Source organism: Micromonospora parathelypteridis (assembly GCF_014201145.1).
Lineage (GTDB): Bacteria > Actinomycetota > Actinomycetes > Mycobacteriales > Micromonosporaceae > Micromonospora > Micromonospora parathelypteridis.
Map to the genome: position 1 here is coordinate 3,666,373 of NZ_JACHDP010000001.1, position 12,774 is coordinate 3,679,146.

General features: G+C 71.8%; 13 protein-coding genes. 8 read left to right on the top strand and 5 right to left on the bottom strand.

What is annotated here, in order from left to right:
• Window positions 1–150: 150 nt before the first annotated feature.
• Window positions 151–1,041: a L,D-transpeptidase family protein gene (locus tag HNR20_RS16530; RefSeq protein WP_184180857.1), complete on the top strand. Its 891-nt coding sequence runs from the start codon at window positions 151–153 to the stop codon at window positions 1,039–1,041.
• Between the two features lie 97 nt (window positions 1,042–1,138).
• Window positions 1,139–1,375, top strand: a complete 237-nt coding sequence (locus HNR20_RS16535; RefSeq protein WP_184180859.1) for a hypothetical protein — start codon at window positions 1,139–1,141, stop codon at window positions 1,373–1,375.
• A gap of 45 nt (window positions 1,376–1,420) precedes the next feature.
• Here HNR20_RS16535 and HNR20_RS16540 read toward each other — a convergent pair whose 3' ends face one another.
• A complete protein-coding gene (locus tag HNR20_RS16540) occupies window positions 1,421–3,907 on the bottom strand; it encodes a helicase-associated domain-containing protein (RefSeq protein ID WP_184180861.1) in 2,487 nt (828 codons plus the stop codon).
• 84 nt (window positions 3,908–3,991) lie between these two features.
• Between HNR20_RS16540 and HNR20_RS16545 the strand changes: the two genes are divergently transcribed.
• Window positions 3,992–4,615, top strand: a complete 624-nt coding sequence (locus tag HNR20_RS16545) for an HAD family hydrolase (RefSeq protein WP_184180863.1) — start codon at window positions 3,992–3,994, stop codon at window positions 4,613–4,615.
• Window positions 4,616–4,642: 27 nt separating this feature from the next.
• Complete coding sequence (locus HNR20_RS16550; protein WP_184180865.1) at window positions 4,643–5,029, top strand: cold-shock protein; 387 nt, start codon at window positions 4,643–4,645, stop codon at window positions 5,027–5,029.
• On the opposite strand, the gene HNR20_RS16555 is transcribed toward HNR20_RS16550, so the two are convergent.
• Window positions 4,990–5,838 carry a 1,4-dihydroxy-6-naphtoate synthase gene (locus HNR20_RS16555; RefSeq protein WP_184180867.1) on the bottom strand — a complete coding sequence of 283 codons (849 nt, stop codon included), beginning with the start codon at window positions 5,836–5,838 and terminating at the stop codon, window positions 4,990–4,992. The genes HNR20_RS16550 and HNR20_RS16555 overlap by 40 nt on opposite strands.
• A gap of 493 nt (window positions 5,839–6,331) precedes the next feature.
• Here HNR20_RS16555 and HNR20_RS16560 point away from each other — a divergent pair, with 493 nt between their 5' ends.
• Window positions 6,332–7,159 (top strand): GNAT family N-acetyltransferase, encoded by an 828-nt coding sequence (locus tag HNR20_RS16560; protein ID WP_184180869.1) that lies wholly within the window; start codon window positions 6,332–6,334, stop codon window positions 7,157–7,159.
• Here the strand turns inward: HNR20_RS16560 and HNR20_RS16565 are convergent, their stop codons facing one another.
• Both HNR20_RS16565 and HNR20_RS16570 read right to left on the bottom strand, forming a co-directional pair.
• Window positions 7,160–7,810 carry a futalosine hydrolase gene (locus tag HNR20_RS16565; protein WP_184180872.1) on the bottom strand — a complete coding sequence of 217 codons (651 nt, stop codon included), beginning with the start codon at window positions 7,808–7,810 and terminating at the stop codon, window positions 7,160–7,162.
• Window positions 7,807–9,408, bottom strand: a complete 1,602-nt coding sequence (locus HNR20_RS16570; protein ID WP_184180874.1) for an MFS transporter — start codon at window positions 9,406–9,408, stop codon at window positions 7,807–7,809. Before HNR20_RS16570 ends, HNR20_RS16565 begins: the two co-directional genes overlap by 4 nt.
• Before the next feature lie 88 nt (window positions 9,409–9,496).
• Here HNR20_RS16570 and HNR20_RS16575 point away from each other — a divergent pair, with 88 nt between their 5' ends.
• Window positions 9,497–10,336: a DUF3027 domain-containing protein gene (locus HNR20_RS16575; protein ID WP_229687012.1), complete on the top strand. Its 840-nt coding sequence runs from the start codon at window positions 9,497–9,499 to the stop codon at window positions 10,334–10,336.
• 36 nt (window positions 10,337–10,372) lie between these two features.
• Here the strand turns inward: HNR20_RS16575 and HNR20_RS16580 are convergent, their stop codons facing one another.
• Window positions 10,373–10,618, bottom strand: a complete 246-nt coding sequence (locus HNR20_RS16580; protein ID WP_184180878.1) for a DUF2530 domain-containing protein — start codon at window positions 10,616–10,618, stop codon at window positions 10,373–10,375.
• 88 nt (window positions 10,619–10,706) lie between these two features.
• Between HNR20_RS16580 and HNR20_RS16585 the strand changes: the two genes are divergently transcribed.
• Together HNR20_RS16585 and HNR20_RS16590 are read left to right on the top strand one after the other, a co-directional pair.
• On the top strand, window positions 10,707–12,185 hold the full coding sequence (locus tag HNR20_RS16585) for an NCS2 family permease (RefSeq protein WP_184180879.1): 1,479 nt from the start codon (window positions 10,707–10,709) through the stop codon (window positions 12,183–12,185).
• Window positions 12,186–12,300: 115 nt separating this feature from the next.
• Complete coding sequence (locus tag HNR20_RS16590) at window positions 12,301–12,750, top strand: MarR family winged helix-turn-helix transcriptional regulator (RefSeq protein WP_184180881.1); 450 nt, start codon at window positions 12,301–12,303, stop codon at window positions 12,748–12,750.
• Window positions 12,751–12,774 lie beyond the last annotated feature (24 nt).

Sequence of the window (12,774 nt, forward strand, 5' to 3'; positions counted from 1 at the left end):
TGCCCTACGGCCGGACGGGTCGCATACCCGCCGGTGGCCGACCATCCAGTGTTGCACGGTGTGGGATGTCGGAAGAAAAATGCTCACCGGCCGCAACCGTGACGGCACTTATGAACGTCTAGTAAAGGGACGACTGCCAGGGGAGGCTCCATGAGGCGTGTTCGGATCACTTCCCGGCTGGTTGCCCTGGTGGTGGTTGTGCTGGTCGGCGCCGGTGCGTGCGCGTTCGATCCGCAGGCTGGCGGGGGTGGTGGCGGGGGAGCCGCCCCAGCCGGTGCGGCGGAACAGGCAACGGGGGCGAGCGACACGCCCGGGCCGGACCAGCGCGGCCGGTCGACGCCGGCCGCGCCCACCACCGCCACCACCAGGCCGACACCGACACCGACGTCGAAACCCACCCGCAGCGCAACGCCGAAGCCGACACCCAGCACCGGTACGTCGACCGTCGCCGGCTGTCCGCAGGGCCAGCACCAGCGCGAGGTGGAGACCTACCTGGCCCGGTTGGGCGGGTTCGGGGCCGTGACCGTGGACGGCCGGCAGTCCGCCGCCGACTGCGCCGCGATCAAGAAGTTCCAGAAGAGGTACGGCATTCGCCCCGTCGAGGGTCGCGCTGGACCGACCACGTACGACGTGGCCCAGCGCCTCGCCACCACCGACCCGGCCCGTTGCAAGGCCGGCACGGGCACCACGTTCTGCGTCGACCTGACCCGGCAGACCGTCTGGGCGATCCGTGGCGGCAAGGTGATCATGCCTCCGACGGTGACCCGCACCGGAATGTCCGGCTACCGCACCCCGGCCGGCACGTTCACCGTCAACTTCCGCAACCCGAAGGAGTGGTCCGACCCGTACGAGGTGTGGCTGCCGTACTGGCAGCACTTCACCCAGGGGATGGGCTTCCACGAGACCACCACCTACCTGCACGACAAGTCGATCGGCTCGCACGGTTGCGTCAACCTGCTGCACGCCGACGCCGTCCGCATGTGGGAGCTGGGGAAGGTCGGCACCCGGGTGGTGCTGATCGGCCGCCGCCCCGGCACCTGACGGACACGGAGCGAATCGCGGGGATAACCCCCTGTCCGACCGGTCTCCCGAGTGTCACCCTTGGAGTCCAGGGCCGGACCGGGCGGGGAGGCTGGGCATGACGGTCGACCGTGACGTGATCGCAGAGCATGAGCAAACACCACCCGACGAGGTGTCCCGCGCGACCGTGATCGCCTACGCCGTCGCCGCGACGCTCCTCGTCGGGTGGTTCCTCTTCGGCTGGCTGGTGCTGCGGCAGGGCTTCATCGACTCGGTCGGGGAGTCCGCCGGCGCCGGCTTCGCGCTGTTGCTTGTCATCTCGGTGGTCGGCACCGTCCGCCGCAGTCGTCGCTGACCGACGGCACCCGGACGGCGGTGCCCGTCGGTCAGCGAGCGTCGGTCAGTCCGCCAGCACCGCCGCGGTGATTCGATGTAGCGCGAACGTGTGCAGCATCTCGGTCCGCTCGTCCTCGGCGCGGAGGTAGCCGGCGCCGATCGAGACCGGCTTGACCAGTCGGGACGCGGTCGCCCCGTGTGCGTCGACGTAACCGACCCAGACCAGCGCCTTGTCGCGCACCGCCTGCTGGAGCACCGCCAGGGCCTCGCTGTGCGTGTGCGCCGGCACCGGGCCACCGCCCAGCCCCGCCGCCCCGCCGCGGACCACCGCCGGTGCCCGTCGGGCCGCCCGCGCCGCCGCGTCACCCCGCCGGATGTGCTCCACCACCCCGAGCAGCCGGGGCATGGGCAGCTTCGGGGCGGCCAGCGGGTCGAGCGTCCGGGTGGTCACCGACACCCGGGCCGGGGCCCGCCGGATCCGTGGCCGGGCCAGCACCGTGCTGCCGGTGCCGTCCTCCTGCACCGGGGCGAACCCGGCGTCGCGCAGCGCGCCCAGCAGCCGACCGACCTGGTACTGCGTACACAGCACCGTCGGGGCGAGCCGGCGCAGCGCCAATGACTCCAGCCGGCGGTCGGCCAGCACCTCGCTGAGCAGAGCCTCGTCGTCGCTGCGCAGGTACGCCCCGGCCAACCCGACCCGCAGCCCGCCGTGCTTACGCGCCACGTCGTCGACCAGGTAGGTGAGCCCCTGCGGCACCGGGGTACGCGACCGTCGCCGGAACACGTCGTGCAGGTCGTCGGCCGTGTAGCCGGAATCCAGTGCTCGCCGCACGCTCGCCGTGGTGACCCGGTGCACGCTGGCTCCACCGGCCGACTCGAGTTCGGTCATCGCCTCCAACTCGGCGGCGAGCGCCGGCTCGGGTGGGCCGGGCACCACCACGGTCAGGTCGGCCTGCACCAGGAAGTGGTCGACCGGGGCGGGCAGCAGCGCGTCCAGCGCTCGGGCGGCACTGGACGGGTCCCCGCTCTCGACATCGGCGTGCACGCCCAGCGGGTCGTCGCCGCCCCGCTCGTCGGTCGACGTCAGCTCACCCAGCAGCAGCCGACCGTACGAGGTGAGCGCCCCCAGCCCGGTGACGCCGAGCTGGGCGGCCTCCGCCAGCACCTCCCGGTGGGCCGCGTCTCGGCCCCGGCTGCGCCGCGGCGCCCGCCAGTCCAGCAGGTCCTGCACTTCCTCCGGGGTGGGCGCGGTCGCCGGCTCCAGGTCGGCGAGCACGCTGAGCACCGCCCGTCGGGTGGCCGGCACGCTGGCCCGTTCGGCCTCGGCGGAGAGCGCGGTGATCGGCCGGTCCCGGTCGTCACGGCGGCCGACCAGCCCCACCTGCCGGGTCATGGTCAGCCAGGCTTGGGCGAGCTGCTCCCAACGCTGGGCCAGCGAGGCGGCCCGCCACACCTCGTACCCGCCGGTCGGCAGCACCTGCTGGTCCGCCCCGTACCGGCTGGTGGTCGCGCCCGGCATCTCCAGCTCGCCGGCGAGCCCCGCCGCGTACGCCACCTCGAGCAGCAGCGCGGTGGTCGGTTCGTCCAGCCCGCCGGTACGTGCCAACCGACGCAGGTCCCGCACACCGATGCCGCCCGAGCGCAGCACCGGCGCGGGCTCGTCGGCGAGTTGCTCCAGCAGCCCTTCGGTGTGTCGGACCACCTCCATCGTCTGCCCGGCTCCCGCCGAGTCGACCGCCTTCGGCTCGCGCGGTGCGGCGGCCACCGGTGGCGGGCTGGTGCGCAGCGGCCCGAGCGGCCCGCTGTCGCGGCGCAGCAGCAGGCCGACCTCGCGCGGCAGCTCCACCGTGCCGCTGGTCGTCGACGAACCGGTCGTCACGGGGACCAGCAGCCGGTTGTCGACGAGCCAGCGCACCGGGGAGCCGGTCGGGGCGCCGCCGTTGGTCGGGTCGGAGAGCACCGGGTCCTCCGCGCCGAGCGGCGGCGCCTGCAACGCGCCCGGGGGCACACTGCCCACCGGTGGGCCGGCCGCCAACCGGTCCAGGATCGCCCGGGCCGAGGGTGGGGCGGCAAGCAGCGTCCGTCGAAGCTTCGCCGGGTCCGCGCAGAGCGCGGCCGTGCGCGGGTCCAGCTCCGCGGCTGGCCGGCCGAGCCCAGCGGGGTACGGGGCGACCTCGTCGACGGCGGGCACCACCTGCAGCGCGTGCTCCGGGCCGTACAGCAGGAAGAGCGCGCGCAGCCGAGCCACGGCGGCTCGGATGGCCGTCGGTGCCGGCGGGTGCGGCCCGGCGGTCGCCATCGCGAGTACGGCGTCGGTGGCCGTGGTGCCGTCGTCCGGGCTGCGGGTGAGGCGGGCCGCGTCGAGGATCTGGAGGGTGAACTGGTCCAGCCCGTCCAGCGCGCGGGCCACCGAGACCCGGGACTGGGCCCGGATGGCCAGGGCGGAGACGTCGGCCGGCACGGGCACGACGAGGTCAGGCCGCAGCTGGAGCAGCGCGGCCAGCGACTCATCGGGCAGCGACCGCAGGTGGTCGGCGAGTGAGGTGGTCATCGTCTTTCCACGCTAGCCCGGCACCGGGCTGTCGCGCCTCTCGGACGTCCGGCCGGCTGCGAGTCGGCGGGTACGTTTCTCGGCATGTACGCCCTGACGGTCGGATTTGATCTCGACATGACCCTGGTTGACTCCCGCCCCGGCATCGCTGCCACCTACCGGGCGCTGACCGCGAGGACCGGTGTGCCGGTGGACGCGGAGCTGGCGGTGTCCCGTCTCGGCCCGCCGCTGCGTACCGAGATCGCCCACTGGTTTCCGCCGGAGCAGGTGGAGTCGGCCGTTCGCGTGTACCGCGAGCTGTACCCGGCGTACGCGATCATCCCGACGGTCCCGCTGCCCGGCGCACGGGAGGCCATCGACGCGATCCGTGCTCGGGGCGGGCGTGTGCTGGTCGTCACTTCGAAGATCGGTCGGCTGGCCCAGCTGCACCTGGATCACCTCGGCATCACGGTCGACGAGTTGGCCGGTGACCTGTTCGCCGAGCAGAAGGCGACCGCCCTGCGGGAGCACGACGCGACCCACTACGTCGGTGACCATGTGGCCGACATGGTCGCGGCGGCGGCCGCCGGAGTGCCCGGTATCGGCGTCGCGACCGGCCCCTGCTCCCCCGATGAGCTGCGGGCCGCCGGGGCGGACGTGGTGCTGGATGATCTCCGCGAATTCCCGGCGGCGCTCGACGGCATGATCCAGCTAGCCTTGGAGCAGTAGCGGCTCAAGTGAAGCAGGGGTTTTCAGGTGCCTACGGGTCGAGTGAAGTGGTACGACACGGCCAAGGGATACGGCTTCGTCACCAGTGACGAGGGCGGCGACGTGTTCCTGCCCAAGGGGGCGTTGCCGGCGGGTGTCACCGACCTCAAGGGTGGCCAACGGGTCGACTTCAGCGTGGTGGACAGCCGCCGGGGCGCGCAGGCCATGGGAGTCAAGCTGCTGGACGCACCGCCGTCGATGGCGGAGTTGCGCCGTCGGCCGGCCGAGGAACTGCACGGCCTGGTCGAAGACATGATCAAGGTGCTGGAGGCGAAGGTCCAGCCGGACCTGCGCCGGGGTCGGTACCCGGACAAGAAGACCGCCCAGAAGATCGCTCAGCTGGTCCACGCCGTAGCGAACGAGCTGGAGGTCTGAGGCACCAGCCCGGCGGTGGCGGCGCGGTCAAGCAGTGCCGTCACCGCGGCGAATCCGGCCTCGCCCAGGTCCGCGGTGAACTCGTTGACGTAGAGGCCGATGTGCCGGTCCACCACGTCGAGTTCCATCTCCTGGGCGTGCGCCAGCACGTACTCCCGGCTGGCCGCCGGGTCCGCCCAGGCCTGCCGGACCGACTCGCGGACCCACCCGGCCGCAGCCTCCGGGTCCACCGCGCCACGACGGGCCAGGATCGCGCCGAGCGGGATGGGTAGGCCGGTGTCGGCCTCCCACCACTCGCCGAGGTCGACCAGGGCGCTCAGGCCGTGCCGGTGGTAGGTGAACCGGGCCTCGTGGATGACCAGCCCAGCGTCGTAGCGGCCGGCCGCGACGCCCGGCATGATCTCGTGGAACGGAACCACCTCGATCCGGGCCGGCGGCCGTCCGGCCGACCAGAGCCGGAACAGCAGGTACGCGGTGGTCCGGTCACCCGGCACCGCCACTGTGGCGCCGGTCAGGTCGGTGCGGTCCGGCCCGCCGTCGCGGTCGCCCCGGGTGAGCACGAGCGGGCCGCAGCCACGACCGAGCGCGCCACCGCAGGGCAGCAGGTGGTAGTCGTCGAGCAGCCAGGGCAACGCCGCGAAACTCACCTTCACCAGGTCGAACGCGCCCCGCTCGGCCGCCGTGTTGGTGACGTCCACGTCGGCGTACGTCACCTCGACCGGCGGCGCATCGGGCACCCGCCCGTGCACCAGGGCGTGGAAGACGAACGTGTCGTTGGGGCAGGGCGAGATCGCCAGAGAGAGCGCCACGCCCCTCACGTTAGCCCCGCCTCCGCCCCGGTCAGTCGCCGCGGTCCCGCACCTGTGATCCGCCGGGCACCCGCCGCCCTCTCCGCGAGCCGCCGCCTGTCCGCCAGCCGCTGTCTCTGCTGCTCCCTGTAGAGCTGCCCCGTCTGTGGGGCGCGATGCCGGCGGTGACGGCCGTCGAATCGTCGACCCACTCGGCGGCAACTCGTCGGCGGAAGAGTAGGGCAGGTCACGCTTCGGGCCTCTCCGACTGTCGGCGCCAAATTGAGCCCGCCGTCCGGCCACGTGAGCCTCGCTGTCGGCAGGGCCCTGGGGGACTGCCGTGCCGGCGAGGTGCACCCGTGTCGTGCCCCACCGACGGGGCAGCTCTACAGGCGCTGACGAAGGGATGTACACAGCGCTGGACACACTATCCACAGGGTTGTCCACAGGTGGACGGGCGCTGTTGACGACGCGAGCTGAGCGGAAAACCATGGACGGGTGGCTGCCGACTTGGGTGCGATCGACGTGGGGGCAACCCCTGCGGGACCTTCGTCGACGGGCCGACCTGAGCCAGCGCGAGTTGGCCGAGAGGTCCGGAGTCCCGAAGAGCACGTTGGCTCGGATCGAGGCGGCGCAGGGTGCCGGGCCGGCGTTCCGCACGGTGGAGCGGCTGGTCCGTGCGGCTGGCGGTGAGATTGTTCTTAAACTCCCCAACGCCCACTCCTCTGCGGCGGTCGACGAGTCACCGCAGGCGCCTGACAACGAGCTGCGGGACGAGGCCGGCCGCCGGTACCCGGCGCACCTCGACGTCCGTCGAGTCCTGACCCTCAAGGACTGGCCGGCCGCCTGGTGGGTGCACTCCTACACCCTCCCGCAGCGGTTGTGGCCGGTACGCGTCCCGGAGCTGACCTATGACCTCGATCGAGCACGACGTGACGAGCGGCGGTTGCGGGACCGGACACGGGCTCAGGTGCGGTTTCGGCGCGCGTTCGATGGGCTGCCAGCCACCTCTTGGCGCTTTCTCGCCGAGGTGCCCGGGGCCGGGCCGGTCGGTGAGTTGCGGGCCCATGAGCGAAGCTTGGACCTCCTCCTTGGCGAGGATTGGGGCGACCGGCGTGAGCTGGTATTGGAGAGCATTGTCGTTGCTCCCGGCCTACGAACCCTGGGCCTGGGGCGTCAGCTGATCGAACTGCTGGCCAGGGAGATGGCAGTCGCCGACATCCGTACCATCCACGCGATAGCCGACGGCGGCAACGTCGAGTTTCTGCTCGCCTGCGGGTTCGAGCTGCAGGCAGGTCGGCCGTCGGCGCTCACGCTCGAGGTCCGTCCCCCTCGGCCGTAGTCAGCGCAGCGCTGGGGCTGCTGCGGTCAGCGCGGCGAGAGCGTCGCGCAGTCGCCAGGCGTTGCGGTCACGAGGGCCGATCGGGTTGGAGATGGTGCGTAGCTCGGCGAAGGGCACCCCGGCCTGCGCTGCGGCGACCGCCACGCCGTACCCCTCCATGGCCTCGGCGACCGCCTCCGGATGCCTGCGGCGCAGCTCCTCGGTGCTGGCGGCGGTGCCGGTGACCGTGCTGAGCGTGAGCACCGGGCCGGTCGTGGCCGCCGGAAGGGCGGCCCGCAGCGCCGCCAGGAGGCCCGGGTCGGCCTGCACCACACTGCCGGCACCGAGCAGCGCGAGCGGCATGCCCAACTCGTCGACGGGGATGAAACCGTCCGGCGACTCGGCACCCAGGTCGGCGGCGATGCTGGCGGTGCCGAGCACCGTGTCGCCGACTTCGGCCCGCCCGGTGAAGCCGCCGGCCACGCCGGCGCTGATTACCGCACGGTACGGGCGACCCGTGGCCTCGGCCAGCGCCAACAGCCGGGCGGTGGCGGCGCCGGCGACGGCCGGGCCCACGCCGACCGGGGCGACGGTCACGGTGGCATCGGCCAGCCCGGCACGGACCGCGTCCGCCTCGGCTGGCACCGCCGTCACCACCAACAGGCCGGTCACGGAAGTGAGCCGGGGGATTCGCGGCGGGTCTCGTCGTCAGCGCCCCCACCCGGGCCACCGACGGCCGAGGACGGTCGATAGATGTGGTAGCCCGGCGGGGTCAGGCCCGGCTCCTCGTACTGCGGGGAACTGGTCTGGGCCGGTGCCGGCGAGGTGGGCGCGGAGGCCTCGGGCTCGTCCGCCAGCTCGTCTTCGGTCAGCTCGTCGTCGCCGAGCGGCCGGCCGGCCAGCTTTTCTCCGCGCAGCCGGGCGGCGACCAGCACACCCCGGATCGCGGCCAGGACGCCGACCCCGGCGGCGACGGCGATGCCCATCCGGCCGTTGAACGGGACCAACCCGAGCCCGCCGCCGGCGACGAAGGCGAGCATCAGCACCGTCTCGGAATGAGCGAAGGAGCTGGCTCGCAGCCGTTCCGGGATGCGCTCCTGGATCGAGGCGTCCACGGCCAGCTTCGCCACCCCGCTGACCAGCGCGGCGACCAGGCAGAGCAGGGCGACCATCAGGAGCGAGAACTGGATGACGGCGAGCACCGCCACCCCAGCCACAATGATCATGCTGCTCGACTGGATGGCGGTCGGCCGGTGGATGCGCAGACGGGTGCCGACGGCGGTCGCCAGGAAACTGCCGACCGCGAGTGCGGCGCCGACCACCCCCAACGCCCACTCGGCGCCCAGATCCCGGCCGAACACCACAGTGGTCAGATCGCCCTTCTTGATCGCGAACGCGAGGAAGAGCAGCAGGAAGCCGTACACCGCGCGTAGGGTCGCGGCGCCGATCAGGGAGGCGATCACCACCCGTCCGGCGGGACGACCCCGGCCCAGCGGACGATCGCCACGACGACGGCCCAGCGCGCGCAGCGGCCGGGGAACCCGCTCCGGTGGCTCCGAGTCGGCCTTCGGCGGCAACCGTAGGGAAATCACCATGCCGATCAGGAAGATCACCGACGCCACGCGCAGCGGCCACTGCGGCCCGAACCAGAACGCGGCCAACCCGATCGGCGCCACCAGCGCGCCCGCGACCGTGCCGTAGACGCTGGCCCGAGCACCCACCTGGGAGAGGCCGAGGCCTTCCGGCAGCAACCGGGGCACCGCGGCGGACCGGGCCACGCCGTACGCCCGGGACAGCGCGAGCACCCCGAACGCGGCCGGATAGAGCCCGAAGCCGTGGATGTAGTCGGAGATCAGCCAGGCCAGGAACGCGCGGCCGAGCATCGTGGCGGCCAGCGCGTACCGCCGGCCGTGCCGAAAGTGGTCCAGCAGCGGGCCCACCACGGGGGCGAGCATCGCAAACGGCACCATGGTCACCAGCAGGTAGATCGCGACCTTGCTGCGGGCCTCGCCCAGCGGCACGTTGAAGAAGATCGTCCCGGCCAGGCCGATGGCGATCAGCGTGTCACCGGCACAGGAGACCGCGTGCAGGTCGAACAGGCGAACCATGCCGACCTCACCGCCGGCGCCCCGGGTCCGGGCCCGACCAGCCCGTCGGGTCACCCAGCGGCCGCTGCCCACCGAACCGCGCAGCAGCAGTCGAACGGCGCGAATAGCGGTGCCGATGGTCCGCCCGAGGACGGATCGCCCGGAGCGGGAGTACGACGGCATGTGCACCATCCTCGCCCATCTGATCCAGGTACGCCGCACCACTGCGCGGAAAGGTTCCCCGGGAGTCCCTGTCACCCCTGCGGGGCGCATGGGGAACAATGGGGAAGTGACCAGGCCCGCCTCCACCCGCGCCGCCCGTCTCGACCAGGTCTGCGCCGCCGCCGTCGAGGTGGCCCGCGCTGGCATTACCGAGGTGGACGCTGACGATGTCGGCGACCACCTGCAGGTCGTGGCCGAGGGTGAGCGGCTCGTCACCCACTACTTTGAGTGCCGCCTCGCCGGCTATCGCGGCTGGCGCTGGGCGGTCACCGTCACCCGGGTGTCGCGGAGCAAGACGGTGACCATCTGCGAGACGGTGTTGCTGCCAGGCCCGGACGCGCTGCTCGCGCCCGGCTGGCTGCCCTGGCAGGAGCGGCTCAAGCCGGGCGATCTCGGTCCGGGCGACCTGCTGCCGACCTCGCCGGACGACGATCGGCTCGTCCCCGGTTACCTGCTCTCCGACGACCCCGCGGTCGAGGAGACGGCGTGGGAGTTGGGCCTCGGGCGAGCGCGCGTGCTCTCCCGGGAGGGCCGCGTCGACGCGGCGCAGCGCTGGTATGACGGCGACCACGGCCCCGCCGCGCCCATCTCCACCGCGGCGCCGGCCGCCGCCCGTTGCGGCACCTGCGGCTTCTACCTGCCCCTGGCTGGCGCGATGCGGCAGGCCTTCGGGGCGTGCGGCAACTTCTACGCCCCGGACGACGGCCGGGTGGTGAGTGCCGACCACGGTTGCGGCGCCCACTCCGAGACGCTCATCGAGGCCGCCGAGACCGCGGTCGAAGAGCTACCCACGGTGTACGACGACAGCGCGGTGGAGGCCATGTCGGTCAGCCGCGCCCCGGGCTCGGTGGAGACAGCCGAGCCAGCGGAGCCGTACGGACACTCCTGATCGTTCGCGTCGGGGTGACCCGGCGCGGTGGTCAGGTCAGCTTGCGCGGCGGCGGCGTCGGTTGGCGTCGTGCCGCATCATCACGGCGAGACCCGGGAAGCCCCAGAGGAAACCGGCGAGGCAGATCCAGAGCCAGTTCTGGTGACCGTGGTCGGTCAGCCAACCTCGGAAGAAGATCAGCAGGACCAGCCCGACCACCGCCCACGCGATCAGCCCGGCGAGGGCGAACGGCACCATCGGCGGGTCCAGTGGTGCGGGCCGCGGTGGCTGCTCGTTCGGCATTCGGCAAGCGTACGCGATCTACTTCCCCTGCCCTCCGCTGATCTGGGACGATGCGCGCGACAACCGGAAGATCACCTGCGAGGACCTGATGGCAGTAGCGCCGCCCGACAACGGCACACCTCCCAAACCCGCTCACCCGCGTAACGGCTTCGACCGGTTCTTCGAGATCTCTGCCCGTGGCTCGACGTTGAGCCGCGAGGTACGCGGTGGCCTGGCGACGTTCTTCACGATGGCGTACATCGTGGTGCTCAACCCGCTGATCCTGGGCGGTGCCGTCGACGGTGACGGCAAGACTCTCCCGATCCCCGCGCTGGCTGCCGCGACCGCGCTGGTCGCCGGCCTGATGACCATCCTGATGGGTGTGGTTGGCCGGTTCCCGTTGGCGCTCGCCGCCGGTCTGGGCGTCAACGCCCTGGTGGCGTACGAGATCGCTCCCGAGATGACCTGGGCCGACGCGATGGGCCTGGTGGTGATCGAGGGTGTGATCATCGCGGTGCTGGTGCTGACCGGTCTGCGGACCGCGGTGTTCCGCTCCGTGCCCACGCAGATGAAGACCGCGATCGGGGTCGGCATCGGGCTGTTCCTGACCATCATCGGCCTGGTGGACGCCGGCTTCGTCCGGCGGATTCCGGACGCGGCCAACACCACCGTCCCGGTCGGCCTGGGCATCGGCGGCAAGTTGGTGAGCTGGCCGATGTTGGTCTTCGTGGTGGGCCTGCTGCTCACCCTGGTGCTGGTGGTTCGCCGGGTACGGGGCGCGATCCTGATCGGCATCCTCGCCTCGACGGTGTTGGCGGTGATCGTGGAGGCGATCGGCAACATCGGCCCGTCGTTCGTCAACGGTCAGCCCAACCCGAAGGGCTGGTCGTTGAACGTGCCGGAGTTGCCGAAGACGGTGGTCGACCTGCCGGACCTGTCGCTGCTCGGCAAGTTCAACGTGCTCGACTCGTGGGGCCGGGCCGGCTGGGTCGTCGTGCTGATGTTCGTCTTCACGCTGCTGGTCACGGACTTCTTCGACACCATGGGCACGATGGTGGCGGTGGGCCAGGAGGGCGGCCTGCTCGACGAGCGGGGCACTCCGCCGCGCGCCAAGGAGATCCTGCTGGTCGACTCGATCGCCGCGGCAGCCGGTGGCGCGGCCAGCACCTCGAGCAACACGTCGTACATCGAAAGTGCTGCCGGTGTCGCGGAGGGTGCTCGGACCGGTGTGGCCAACCTGGTCACCGGCGTGCTCTTCCTGCTGGCGATGTTCCTTGCGCCGCTGGTGGTGATCGTGCCGTTCGAGGCGGCCTCGACCGCCCTGGTCGTGGTCGGTTTCCTGATGATGACCGCGGTCCGGACGATCGACTGGTCCGACTACGAGATCGCCATCCCGGCGTTCCTCACGATCGTGCTGATGCCGTTCACCTACTCGATCTCCAACGGGATCGGTGCCGGTCTGATCACCTTCGTCGTGGTCAAGCTGGCCCGGGGTAAGGCCCGGGAAATCCACCCGTTGCTGTACGGGGTGGCCGCGCTGTTCGTGCTGTACTTCCTGCGTGGGCCCATCGAATCTCTGGTGCTCTGACGGGTGTCGGGGCGGGGAATCGATTCGGATTCCCCGCCCGTAACATCATGAATCCTCTCGTGAGCCTGGTCATAACCGATGTCGTTAGCCATGCTCATTAGTTAAGCTAACTACTGTGACGGAGCGGGCGGTGACGGCGAAACGCGTGCCACCGGCGCAGCTGGCCCCTCAGCTGCGTGATGCGATCACTCGACTCAACCGGCGGGTCCGCCAGGCCCGACCGGTCGGCGACCTCACGGTCACCCAGGTCTCTGCGCTCACCAGCCTGCGGCTGGCGGGCGCGATGACGCCCCGGGAACTGGCCGACGTCGAGCGGGTGCAGCCACCGACGATGACCAAGATCGTCGGGAAGTTGGAGGACCGCGGCCTTGTGCGGCGGACACCCCATCCGACCGACGGCCGGCAGGTCATCCTCGCGGCGACCGAGGGAGGGGAGGCCGTGCTCGACCAGTTCGAGCGGGCCCGCGATGAGTGGCTGGCCCATCGGCTGGCCGAACTGGACGAGGACGAACGGGAGACCCTGCAGAGGGCCGCCGAGATTCTTCAGCAGCTCGCTCGCGCCTGAGCCGCGCCCGCGCCACCGGGTCCG

What these genes read in the sequence shown, in the direction of transcription:
- HNR20_RS16540 (WP_184180861.1), bottom strand. Translation starts at nt 3,907, where the DNA reads ATGACCACCTCACTCGCCGACCACCTGCGGTCGCTGCCCGATGAGTCG.
- HNR20_RS16570 (WP_184180874.1), bottom strand. Translation starts at nt 9,408, where the DNA reads ATGCCGTCGTACTCCCGCTCCGGGCGATCCGTCCTCGGGCGGACCATC.
- HNR20_RS16545 (WP_184180863.1), top strand. Translation starts at nt 3,992, where the DNA reads ATGTACGCCCTGACGGTCGGATTTGATCTCGACATGACCCTGGTTGAC.
- HNR20_RS16535 (WP_184180859.1), top strand. Translation starts at nt 1,139, where the DNA reads ATGACGGTCGACCGTGACGTGATCGCAGAGCATGAGCAAACACCACCC.
- HNR20_RS16530 (WP_184180857.1), top strand. Translation starts at nt 151, where the DNA reads ATGAGGCGTGTTCGGATCACTTCCCGGCTGGTTGCCCTGGTGGTGGTT.
- HNR20_RS16585 (WP_184180879.1), top strand. Translation starts at nt 10,707, where the DNA reads ATGGCAGTAGCGCCGCCCGACAACGGCACACCTCCCAAACCCGCTCAC.
- HNR20_RS16580 (WP_184180878.1), bottom strand. Translation starts at nt 10,618, where the DNA reads ATGCCGAACGAGCAGCCACCGCGGCCCGCACCACTGGACCCGCCGATG.
- HNR20_RS16575 (WP_229687012.1), top strand. Translation starts at nt 9,497, where the DNA reads ATGGGGAACAATGGGGAAGTGACCAGGCCCGCCTCCACCCGCGCCGCC.